The following is an 11,259-nucleotide window of genomic DNA, read 5'->3' as shown; positions in this document are numbered from 1 at the left end:
AATCAACCGCTACTCAGCCCGAAAGGTACTCAAGCACTGAGGCCAAAGCAGCATTTCGCATTTGGCGGGCCCGCTTATCCCCCACATAGAACGCCTCTTTTAACTTATCCTCGCCCGCAGCCAGTACCTGACCCACAGTGAACAGCTCTAAACTATCGAGCTTTCCTCTCTGCCATGGCGTAATATCCAGAACCGTATTTGGCTTGGCGAGCTGTTCCTCAAGATCAAATCCCTCATCGATGTCACCAAGGTCGCCCTCTTGCTCAGTAAGTGCTCGGTACGACGGATGGTTTGCCCCGAACTCGCTCATCCGCTTGGGCGTAAGTGCCTTTGCAATCGCAAAAGCCGATGAGGACGGATTGGCCTCGAGACTAAACAGGCAACCCAAATTGCACAAATATCGCGTACCAATCTCACTTCTGGTACCCTTCATGCCGGACGCATGTTCCGTCAAAACTCCGGTATAACAAAGTATACGCAGAGCCTCCTTAACAGATTCGGGAGCCTCACGATGAATCCATATAAAAGCAGTCGAGTTCTTTTCGCTGGCCAAATATGCGTCGTTTTTCTTTTTAAGATCTGGCAAAACGACATCTTCAATAAAATTTCGGCCCCAATCTATGACTGGCGCATGACCATTATATTTCTCGGAAAGCGCGGAATGCTCAGACCATATATCATTGCGATAAAAACTGCGCATCACACCGTTCACGTCAGTAGATGACATATCCGACGCCGAAAAAACTGTCTTAAGAAGAATTCTTGGATTTCCGCTAGCGGCGTATGCTAGGGTTGCAAAGTTTTGCCTGTTCTTCGATATGTTTTTTAAAAGCCTCGAGTCCGCTTGCTTCTCTACGATTTGCCGCATTCTTTCAACGTACTCATCAGCACTTACATCTCGATTCACCGAGATCATTGTGGCATCATGTGTCGGCTGAAAAGTATCTCCGTAGCTAGTGACGCCCGGATAAACTGCTGCATTGCACGTAACGCAATGACTTCTTAAATCTCGAAACAGTGTAAAAAATTGCCTCTGTTGGGACGGAAGGAAGATATGAGCCGCCTCATCCATAAACAATGCAAAACGAGATACACCGATTTCTTCCGCAAGGTCTTCAAGGGCGTATTTTACATCATCAACCCCGGGCACTACGCTCGCGTCTATAACTTGATTTGGCGTTCTCCAAGACTCCTCATAAGTTTTTATTATTTCCTCGAGTTTTGCAGTATCAGAGTGATGCGCGGGCAGCCCAGCAAGGATGTTGGCGGATGCTGGCGTGGAAGCCAGAAGCCCAAGCTTACGAACAGTGCGCAGAATAGACGTGCACAAACGAGCAAGCATCCAATGCCGAAACTGATCTGGATCTGCTGTCCGAAGAAGAGAACTACTGACAAACGTAACAAACACCGGTATAACGCCGGCCTGCTTGTACTCAGAAAGCAACTCTTGTTCGGCCACTCTCATGAGAAAGGACTTACCTACACCACGGCTTCCAATCAAAACCGTTGGATTTCTGCCTTTCAGTTGATCAATGGCTTCTCGATCCTCGTTAGTTTCAACGAGAAAATTCAGTATTTCTTTCGGGCCAATGTCTTCGGTTCGATAAAAAAAATCGCTCATGGCCTCACCCCCGAAAACAGAGACTGGATCGGCGCAAAATAACCGAAACCTTCTAGTGCCATTTGTTCGAACTCACTTCTTAGCTCAGCATCAGCATGAGCAAGATACCGCACGAGAAAGGAAAATTTTACCAGCATCCTTACAGTGTCCGTTCGATCAAGCCAACTTTCAGCTATATCTGCATTAAATACGATTTCTGCGTCTATACCCTCATAAGACGACCTGTTACCGTGAACAAATTCTGAACACTCGCGATATACCTTCGCCGCCATTGCAAGATACTCAGCCGAGAACTCTTTCATTTCTTCAAAAAATGCCCCGACGAATAATTTTGAGAACACTCCATTTTCATTAGATATTATCGAGTTCCAGTTCGAATCTTTTTTTCCTTTAAGCCATAGATGCGCATCTATTTCATGAGCTGAAAAAAGAACACTAGAAAGAGAAAGTTCAAGAAACAACCTAAGACTGACATGAGCTTGGCGATATTGAGAAAATGCCATCGAATACAACGAATGCTGGTATTCTAAGCGAGCCAGTCTAAAGATCGAATATTCAGGTCGACCTACTACCAACTTGCTTAACAGATCCAATTCATCGGCATCGTTGTGCGCAGCAACAAATTTCTGGTACGTTGCATCGACACCTGACATATCCTGAAATGCCGCCCGGCTTTTAGCAATAATTCCGGCGTAATGCTCAGCCACCATCGTCGTATCTCGCTGTAGGATGAATACCCGGCTCAGCCGGATCTCACTCTTCCTGAACTTTGAGCGTTATAGCGTACAAAACATTGCCTAACGCGCAATGCGATTTTTCGCGCGACGCCCATCAGGCCTTGTGACTCGATCCACGAGTCGACGACGCGCCGGCCAACCCCCTTGCAATGTTGGACCTGATATGTTCTCATCCCCCGGTCGCACTCTGACCGCTCTTTGACCCCGTCGATCGCCCCGCCGCCGGAACTGCGCTGTCCTTCGCACGAAGCTGACACGCCCGCCGGACACACGCGCATAGTTGTCAGTTTCGTCCGGCCCGCCCCGCGGCCCCCGCGCCAACCCCGCCCAAAGCTGACAGGATAAACCGCGTTTCGCGTAACTTCGTCAGGGTCGCAACAGTCCACGGCCCCAACCGAACCGCGCCGCACAGCGCGATCGTGTAAAGCCAGTGTAAACTTCCGCGCCGCCCCTCCCCGCCGCGCCCCTCCACCAATCCCGAATCGCAATCGCCGCATTTTCGGCTAGGGAAGCGGGTCGGTGCATCGTGACAGGTGCGTTGCCGACTGGATGTGTTAAGGACGCTTGCTTGACCCACGCCGCTGCCTCCGACCCCCTCTTGCCCGATCCGGCTCCCGCCGATCCGTCGATCGACGCCCGCGCGATGCTCGCCGCGGCGATGGAGGCGCATGAACAGGGCGCGTTCGATGCGGCGGAGGCGGGCTATCGCGCGGTGCTGGCGCAGGGCTATCGCGCCACCGATGTGCTGCCGCTGCTCGCCGGCGTGCTCGGCCGCCTGTCGCGGGCCGAGGATGCGCTGGCGGCGTGGGACGATCTGCTCGCGCTCGAACCCGATCATGCCCTGGCGCTGCACGAACAGGGGCTGACGCTCCACTGGCTCGGCCGCACCGATGAAGCGATCGCGACGCTGGAGCGGGCCTGTGCGGTCGATCCGGCCAATCCGATTGCGGCGGGCAACCTCGCCGTGGCGCTCGCCGATGCCGGGCGCAACCTCGATGCCGTGCGCCAGTTCCGCCACGCGCTGACGCTGCAGCCCGGCAATCTGCACCTGCAGCATCAGCTGCGGCGGCTGGGGTCGGCGTCGGTGCCCTTCTGGCACATCCCGATGATGAACGACGCGCCGCGCAACGATGCGTTCGAGGCCGCGATCGCTGCGGCGCTGGCGGAGCGGGGGCCGGATGCGCGGGTGCTGGATATCGGGGCTGGCAGCGGCCTGCTCTCGCTGATGGCCGCCCGCGCCGGCGCCCGCGCCGTCGTGGCGTGCGAGATGGAGCCGATGATCGCCGAAATGGCCGATCGGATCGTCGCGCTGAACGGCTATGCCGACCGCATCACCGTCCATGCCAGGCCGTCGATCGACCTCGCCGTGGGGGCCGAGCTCGACGCCCCGGCCGACATCCTCGTCTCCGAAATCCTGTCGAGTGACCTGCTGACCGAAAAGGTGCTGGACACGTTCGAGGATGCGCACCGCCGCCTGCTCGCCCCCGACGCGCTGGTCATCCCCCGCGCCGCGACCGCGATCGGCTGCCTCGTCGCCAGCGATGCACTCGCCGACTATGCCTTTGTCGGCCAGGTGTCGGGGTTCGATCTCTCGCCCTTCACCGACTTCGCGCCGCAACGGTTGCCGATCCATGGCACGATGACCGGCTGGACCCGGTTGTCGGACGATCTCGAGCTGGTCCATCTCGATCTCACCCGGCACAAGCATGACGCGACGCTCGCCCGGCTGCGCATCCCGGTCACCGCCACCGGCCGCGCCATCGGCATCGTTCAGTGGATGCGGATCGACCTGTGGGACGGTATCGCGTTCGACAACCATCCCGACCGCTATACCGATGGCGGCTGGCTGCAGGTGCTGCACAGCTTCCCCGCGCCGATCGACGTGGCGGCGGGCGAAACGCTGGACATCGCGGTCGGCCATGACCGGATCACGCTGATCCTGATGCCGCTGCCGGAACAGCCGCGATAACCGGCGGCACCTTGACTTAAGACAGCGCTACTGCCATATCGCGCCGCAGCGAGGCGTTATGCAGCGTGATCGGGCCGGGGTTCATCCCGCGGCTCCGGCTCCGCCTCGGTTGATTGCTCGGCTTCCCATATCACGCGGGTCGTCATTTATTGACCCGCCTGCGCGCGCGCATTCCGCCTGCGCGCTGGCCGTTCTGCAAAGAGAATTCATGACTCAGTTCAATACCCTCGGCCTGTCCGAGACCACCCTCGCTGCGCTCGCGGCAAAGGGTTATACCAATGCGACCCCGATTCAGGCCCAGTCGATCCCGGCGCTGCTCGAAGGGCGCGATCTGCTCGGCATCGCCCAGACCGGCACCGGCAAGACCGCCGCGTTCATGCTCCCGTCGATCGAGCGCCTGGTCGCGTCGAAGAAGCGGGCCCAGCCGCGCGGCTGCCGCATGCTCGTCCTCGCCCCGACCCGCGAACTGGCCAGCCAGATCGCCGACAGCGCGCGCCAGTACAGCAAGGGCACCGGCCTGACCGTCGCCACCGTGTTCGGCGGCACGTCGATCCACAAGAACAAGACCGATCTGGCGCGCGGCGTCGACATCGTCGTTGCCACGCCGGGCCGCCTCGTCGACCTGATCGACCAATGCTATGCCATCCTGATCGGGATCGAAATCCTGGTGCTGGACGAAGCCGACCAGATGATGGACCTGGGCTTCATCCATGCGCTCAAGCGCATCGTGCGCGAGCTGCCGGCCAAGCGTCAGACCCTGTTCTTCTCGGCCACCATGCCCAAGTCGATCCGCGACCTCGCGACGCAGTTCATCAAGGATCCCGTCGAGGTGAAGGTGACCCCGGTCGCCACCACCGCCGAGCGCGTCGAGCAGTTCGTGACCCACGTCAACCAGAGCGAGAAGCAGTCGCTGCTGACCATCGCGCTGCGCGACGAAAGCATCGATCGCGCGCTGGTCTTCACCCGCACCAAGCATGGCGCCGACCGCGTCGTGAAGCTGCTGGCGGCGAGCGGCATCGCGTCGAACGCGATCCATGGCAACAAGAGCCAGCCGCAGCGCGAGCGAGCGCTGGGCGAGTTCAAGTCGGGCAAGGTCAAGATTCTGGTCGCGACCGACATCGCCGCACGCGGCATCGACGTGTCGGGCGTCAGCCATGTGTTCAACTTCGAACTGCCCAACGTGCCCGATCAGTATGTCCACCGCATCGGCCGCACCGCGCGCGCCGGCGCGACCGGCATCGCCATCAGCTATTGCGCCGATGACGAGCGGCCGTACCTGCGCGACATCGAAAAGCTGATCCGTCAGAAGGTGACGGTCCAGCCGCTGCCCGAAGATTTCCTTGCCGAGTCCGCCCGCATCAAGTCGAGCCGCGGCCCGATCCCGATGAGCCGCGACGAGATCAACGGTCGCAACGGCCGCACGATGCAGGATCGCAACGCCCATCACCGCGCCGCCCAGCGCGACCGCGGCCCGCGCGCCAATCCGGCCGGTGAGCGTCGCCAGGGCGAACAGCCGCGGGGCGATGGCCAGCGCCAGACCCTCGGCACTGCCCCGCGCGGCGGCGAAGGCGCAGGAGCCGGCGACAAGCCGCGCTTCTACGGCCCGCGCAAGAAGAAGTTCACCCCGCGTCCCGCTGGCGCCGGCGGCGGCCAGCGCAATGGTGGCGGCCAGGGCCAGCGTCGCGGGTAACCGATCCCCGCTCCTCCCGGCCCGTCCGGGGGGAGCGGATCAGTTGGCGACGACCGGCGTGATCGCCTTGGCGAAGGCCAGCACCGACGGCATCAGCGCGCGGATATCCGCATCGGTGGTACCCGGCGCGTAGCGATAGATCGTTACCACCTTGCCCGACACGACGGTCATGCAGCCGCTCATCGCCAGCGTGTAGCTGACGCCCTTTTCCGGCACCGCCATGTCGAGCACCGCACCCAGATAGAGGCAGTGCGCATCCTGGCCATAGCCGCGCACCTCGCCCTTGATCTGGACCGGGCTGCCCATGGTGCGCGAAACGCTTTTCGACGCCTCTTCGTTTTCGCCGCCGGACTGCGCCGCCTTGAGCACCGGCCCGACCGCCTGCTGAAGCTCGGTCGTACTGGTGCTGACGGCCAGCAACTCGTTCGGCGTCTTGAGGATGAAATAGTCCTTCCACGCCACGTCCGCGTCACATGACAGGGTAGTCAGATGCGTGACATTGCGATTGTCGGCAGCCGCGACCATCTGGGCGACGGCTGCATTCCTGCCATCTGCAGCACAATAGCCCGCCGGCAGCGCGGTCGTGAACTCCACCGTGCCCACGCGAAAGCGGTGTTGAGCGGCGGCGGGGGTGGCAATGGCGGCAAACAGGCCGGCGATCAGGATCAATTTCATGGCGCCACGCTAAGGCAGTTTCGGTCGAAATCGAGTCACTTTTAAAGCGGCTTCACCGCCGCCCCGGCCCGCGCCCGCGCCGCCGCTCCGCCTCATCGTCGCGTCCCGCGATCAGCCGCTGCGCGCGCTCTGCCCCGGCTGTCGCCTCGTTCGCGCCGCGCCCGATCAACGGTGCGGCGCGGCGGTACAGCGCCAGCGCCTTGTCATACGCCCCCGCCGATTCGGCGCACAGGCCAAGGTCGAAGGTAATCGACGGATGGTTCGGCAGCTGCGTGTCCATCGCCGCCCAGGCAGCGCACGCACCGGGCAGGTCGCGCTGGGTCTGCCGCACGATATCCTTGAACGGCCGGACCAGATCCTTGGGCAGCCCCTTGGTGCTCTCACGGAACCGGATCGAATAGTCCTGCACCGCCGGCACGATGTCCGCGCGCACATTTTCGGCAATGTCGATGATCATTCCGCGGATCGCCTCTTCGGTGGTACGCCCCGGGGTCTGGCCACGACACCAGCTGGTCTCGTCGCGGCGCGGACGTGAGACACTATAGAGGACCCGCCCATCCGGGCCGGCAAGGCGCAGATCGGCATTCACGTTGATGATGCGGCGCGTACAGTCCTTCTCGACCTCCGCCTCCTTCACACACTTGCCGTCGCGCTTCCCGCCCTCACGCTCGACGCATTCCATTTCCTTGCGCTTGAAGCGGCTTTCCTGAACGCCGGTGACGACATTGCCGTTCAACAGCCCGTCGGCATCGCCGCCGCGCCCGCCGACCAGATCGAAATGGGTGCGCCCCTCGATATCCGGTCGCGCCAGCGCGCGTTCGATCGCCATGCCAAGCTGCATGCCGTCCTCCCCGGCGATGCGGCCGACCCGCAGCGACTCGAGCATCGCCGCATCGCGATAGGGCGCGGCAAAGCGCCCGGTCATGCGCGCACTTTCGGCATGGGCGCCCGGACTGAGCAGCGTCGTCGCCGCAAGAACCATGGCGGCACGGATCGGCGTCTGAAGCATGGCAGTTCCCCCTGTTGCTGCGTCGGCACTGACGGTGTCGCACCCGTTTCGCCACCGGGCAACCCCCACGCCACGGCCGCCGCCGTCATCGCGCGGTCACACAGGTTGCATCCGCGCCACCCCTTTGCTAGGCGCGCGCCAACCCATCGGGGATGCCATCGCGGCATGCCCCGAATCCCCATGGGGCCATTTCTGCTAGTCCAAGAGGAAACACGCGTCCGTGGATAATTCCGGCGGTATCCAAGCCAGCTTAAGCGGTCGTTATGCGACCGCGCTGTTCGATCTGGCGCGCGAGGGCGGTTCGATCGCGACGGTCGAATCGAGCCTTGCCACGGTCAAGCAGGCGCTGACCGACTCGGCAGAGTTTGCGGCGCTGACCAAAAGCCCGCTGCTCGGTCGCGATGCGGCGGCACGCGGCGTTGCTGCAGCAGCGGGGGCGATGAAGCTCGACCCGCTCACCACCCGTTTCCTCGGCGTCCTCGCCCAGAATCGCCGCCTGTCGGCGCTCCCCGCGATGATCCGCGACTTCGCCATGCTCGCCGCGCGTCACCGGGGTGAGGTGACCGCTGCAGTCACCTCAGCTCATCCGCTCGATGCCGCTCAGGTGGCCGAGCTCAAGTCCCAGCTGCGCGCCCGTGTCGGCCGCGACGTTACTGTCGACCTGTCGGTCGATCCCTCGCTCCTTGGCGGGCTGGTCGTGAAGATCGGCTCCCAGATGATCGACAGCTCGATCAAGACCCGTCTCAATTCCCTCGCGCATGCGATGAAAGGCTGAAAGCTAGAACCATGGATATCCGCGCCGCAGAAATCTCCAAGGTCATCAAGGACCAGATCGCCAATTTCGGCACCGAGGCAGAGGTCAGCGAGACCGGCCAGGTGTTGAGCGTGGGTGACGGCATCGCGCGCGTCCACGGCCTCGACAATGTCCAGGCGGGCGAGATGGTCGAATTCGCCAATGGCGTTCAGGGCATGGCGCTCAACCTCGAAGCCGATAATGTCGGCATCGTGATCTTCGGCTCGGACTCGGAGATCAAGGAAGGCGACACCGTCAAGCGCACCGGCACGATCGTCGACGTTCCGGTCGGCAAGGGCCTGCTCGGCCGCGTCGTGGACGGCCTTGGCAACCCGATCGACGGCAAGGGCCCGATCGTCTCCGACCAGCGTTCGCGCGTCGAAGTGAAGGCTCCCGGCATCATCCCGCGCAAGTCGGTGCATGAGCCGGTGCAGACCGGCCTCAAGGCGATCGACGCACTCGTTCCCGTCGGCCGTGGCCAGCGCGAGCTGATCATCGGCGACCGTCAGACCGGCAAGTCGGCCGTCGCGATCGACACCTTCATCAACCAGAAGACGGTCAACGCCGGCACCGATGAGAGCAAGAAGCTCTACTGCGTCTACGTCGCCGTCGGCCAGAAGCGCTCGACCGTCGCCCAGCTCGTGCGCACGCTCGAAGAGAATGGCGCGATGGAGTATTCGATCGTGGTCGCCGCGACCGCGTCGGACCCCGCCCCGCTCCAGTTCCTCGCGCCCTACACCGGCTGCGCGATGGGTGAATATTTCCGCGACAACGGCATGCATGCCGTCATCGTCTATGACGATCTGTCGAAGCAGGCCGTTGCCTATCGCCAGATGTCGCTGCTGCTGCGCCGCCCGCCGGGCCGCGAAGCCTATCCGGGCGACGTCTTCTATCTGCACAGCCGCCTGCTCGAGCGCGCGGCGAAGCTGAACGAGGACAATGGCTCGGGCTCGCTCACCGCGCTGCCGATCATCGAGACGCAGGCGGGCGACGTGTCGGCCTACATCCCGACCAACGTGATCTCGATCACCGACGGCCAGATCTTCCTTGAAACCGACCTGTTCTTCGCGGGCATCCGCCCGGCGATCAACGTCGGCCTGTCGGTGTCGCGCGTCGGTTCGTCGGCGCAGACCAAGGCGATGAAGAAGGTGTCGGGCTCGATTAAGCTCGAGCTCGCCCAGTATCGCGAAATGGCCGCGTTCGCGCAGTTCGGGTCGGACCTCGACGCCTCGACGCAGAAGCTGCTCAACCGCGGCGCGCGCCTGACCGAGCTGCTCAAGCAGCCGCAGTTCAGCCCGCTGCCATTCGAAGAGCAGACCGTGTCGATCTTCGCCGGCACCAACGGCTATCTCGACGGCATCGCCGTGCAGGACGTCGTCCGCTACGAAGCCGCGATGCTCGCCGAAATGCGTTCGAAGCACGCCGACATCCTCGCCGCGATCCGCGACAGCAAGGATCTGAGCGACGACACCAAGGCGAAGCTCAAGGACGCGCTCGCCGCGTTCGGCAAGACGTTCGCGTGATCCTGGCGCTTGCCCTGATCACCGCGGCCCAGGCTGCTGCTGCACCCGCAGCGCAGCCGATGGACGGCGCGTGGACGGTCGACCTCTCGACCGAACCGGGCAAGCCTTACACCCAGCCAATGAAGCTGAAGCTGGAAGCCGACGGCACCGTGACCGGGAGTTTCTACAACAGCGACATTCAGGCGGGGCGCTGGGAAACCGCACGCGGTCGTACCTGTGTCAGCTTTCGCACTACCGATGGTCAGGGGCCGTATCACACCGCCGCCTGTCTGGTCGGAACCGAAGTGCAGGGCCAGACCTGGGCCGTACACCGCAATTTCCTGTTCAACTGGAACGCCGTCCGCGCGGCTGGAAACTAGAAAATGGCTAGCCTCAAGGCACTCAAAGTCCGGATCAACTCGGTCAAGTCGACCCAGAAGATCACCAAGGCGATGAAAATGGTCGCCGCCGCCAAGCTGCGCCGCGCGCAGGAAGCGGCGGAGGCCGGGCGTCCCTACGCGCAGCGACTGGAACAGGTCGTCGCCAGCCTCGCGTCGAAGGTCGCGGGCGGCCCCGGCGTGTCGCCACTGCTCGCCGGCACCGGCAAGGACCAGGTCCACCTGTTCGTCGTCGCGACGAGCGACAAGGGCCTGGCGGGTGCGTTCAACACCAACATCGCCCGCCTCGCGCGTCGCCGCGCGCAGGAACTGATCGCGCAGGGCAAGACGGTGAAGTTCTACACCATCGGCCGCAAGGGCCGCGCGGTGCTGAACCGCCTGTTCCCGAACAGCTTCGTTCACGGGATCGAGCCAGGCGACCTCGGCAAGCTCGGCTTCGCCGATGCGCGCGGCTATGCCGACGACCTGATCGCCCGCTTCGAAGCGGGCGAGTATGACGTCGCGCACCTGTTCTACTCGAACTTCAAGTCGGTCCTCACGCAGGAGCCGACCGAGCAGCAGCTGATCCCGGTCAAGATCCCGGAAGTCGCCGTTGTCGAGGAAGGCGCAGCGGTCACCGAATATGAGCCCGACGAGGAATCGATTCTCGCCGACCTGCTGCCGCGCAACGTCGCGATCCAGCTCTACCGCGCGATCCGTGAAAACGCCGCGTCGGAACAGGGCAGCAAGATGACCGCGATGGACAACGCCACGCGCAACGCGGGCGACCTGATCAAGCGGCTGTCGATCCAGTATAACCGCGCACGTCAGGCCGCGATCACGACCGAACTGGTCGAGATCATTTCGGGCGCCGAGGCGCTGTAAG

10 protein-coding genes are annotated in these 11,259 nt (G+C 62.4%); 6 read left to right on the top strand and 4 right to left on the bottom strand.

Translation table 11 applies throughout. From position 1 onward, the window contains the following. Positions 1–13: 13 nt before the first annotated feature. Positions 14–1,621: a hypothetical protein gene (locus J2Y54_RS12600; RefSeq protein WP_310040139.1), complete on the bottom strand. Its 1,608-nt coding sequence runs from the start codon at positions 1,619–1,621 to the stop codon at positions 14–16. Further along, positions 1,618–2,328 carry a hypothetical protein gene (locus J2Y54_RS12595; RefSeq protein ID WP_310040138.1) on the bottom strand — a complete coding sequence of 237 codons (711 nt, stop codon included), beginning with the start codon at positions 2,326–2,328 and terminating at the stop codon, positions 1,618–1,620. Before J2Y54_RS12595 ends, J2Y54_RS12600 begins: the two co-directional genes overlap by 4 nt. Before the next feature lie 598 nt (positions 2,329–2,926). Here J2Y54_RS12595 and J2Y54_RS12590 point away from each other — a divergent pair. Next, positions 2,927–4,327 carry a 50S ribosomal protein L11 methyltransferase gene (locus tag J2Y54_RS12590; RefSeq protein ID WP_310040136.1) on the top strand — a complete coding sequence of 467 codons (1,401 nt, stop codon included), beginning with the start codon at positions 2,927–2,929 and terminating at the stop codon, positions 4,325–4,327. A 208-nt stretch (positions 4,328–4,535) separates the two neighbouring features. Continuing rightward, positions 4,536–6,017, top strand: coding sequence for a DEAD/DEAH box helicase (locus tag J2Y54_RS12585; protein ID WP_310040135.1), 1,482 nt, complete (start codon positions 4,536–4,538; stop codon positions 6,015–6,017). Positions 6,018–6,056: 39 nt separating this feature from the next. Here J2Y54_RS12585 and J2Y54_RS12580 read toward each other — a convergent pair whose 3' ends face one another. Next, positions 6,057–6,692: a hypothetical protein gene (locus J2Y54_RS12580; protein WP_310040134.1), complete on the bottom strand. Its 636-nt coding sequence runs from the start codon at positions 6,690–6,692 to the stop codon at positions 6,057–6,059. 52 nt (positions 6,693–6,744) lie between these two features. After that, on the bottom strand, positions 6,745–7,701 hold the full coding sequence (locus J2Y54_RS12575; RefSeq protein ID WP_310040132.1) for a hypothetical protein: 957 nt from the start codon (positions 7,699–7,701) through the stop codon (positions 6,745–6,747). A 220-nt stretch (positions 7,702–7,921) separates the two neighbouring features. Here J2Y54_RS12575 and J2Y54_RS12570 point away from each other — a divergent pair, with 220 nt between their 5' ends. Genes J2Y54_RS12570 through J2Y54_RS12555 form a run of 4 tightly spaced genes read left to right on the top strand, consistent with a single transcriptional unit; the run spans position 7,922 to position 11,258 of the window. After that, positions 7,922–8,476: a F0F1 ATP synthase subunit delta gene (locus J2Y54_RS12570; RefSeq protein WP_310040131.1), complete on the top strand. Its 555-nt coding sequence runs from the start codon at positions 7,922–7,924 to the stop codon at positions 8,474–8,476. 11 nt (positions 8,477–8,487) lie between these two features. Then, a complete protein-coding gene (atpA, locus tag J2Y54_RS12565) occupies positions 8,488–10,017 on the top strand; it encodes a F0F1 ATP synthase subunit alpha (protein ID WP_310040130.1) in 1,530 nt (509 codons plus the stop codon). Continuing rightward, positions 10,014–10,376, top strand: a complete 363-nt coding sequence (locus J2Y54_RS12560; RefSeq protein WP_310040128.1) for a hypothetical protein — start codon at positions 10,014–10,016, stop codon at positions 10,374–10,376. The genes atpA and J2Y54_RS12560 overlap by 4 nt, the downstream gene beginning before the upstream one ends. A gap of 3 nt (positions 10,377–10,379) precedes the next feature. Beyond that, on the top strand, positions 10,380–11,258 hold the full coding sequence (locus J2Y54_RS12555) for a F0F1 ATP synthase subunit gamma (RefSeq protein WP_310040126.1): 879 nt from the start codon (positions 10,380–10,382) through the stop codon (positions 11,256–11,258). Position 11,259: the final 1 nt, after the last annotated feature.

It is taken from the genome of Sphingomonas sp. BE123 (genome assembly GCF_031456015.1).
In the GTDB taxonomy this organism is placed as follows: Bacteria; Pseudomonadota; Alphaproteobacteria; order Sphingomonadales; family Sphingomonadaceae; genus Sphingomonas.
Note: the sequence above shows the minus strand (reverse complement) of the source record. Positions and strands in the feature narration are given on the sequence as shown.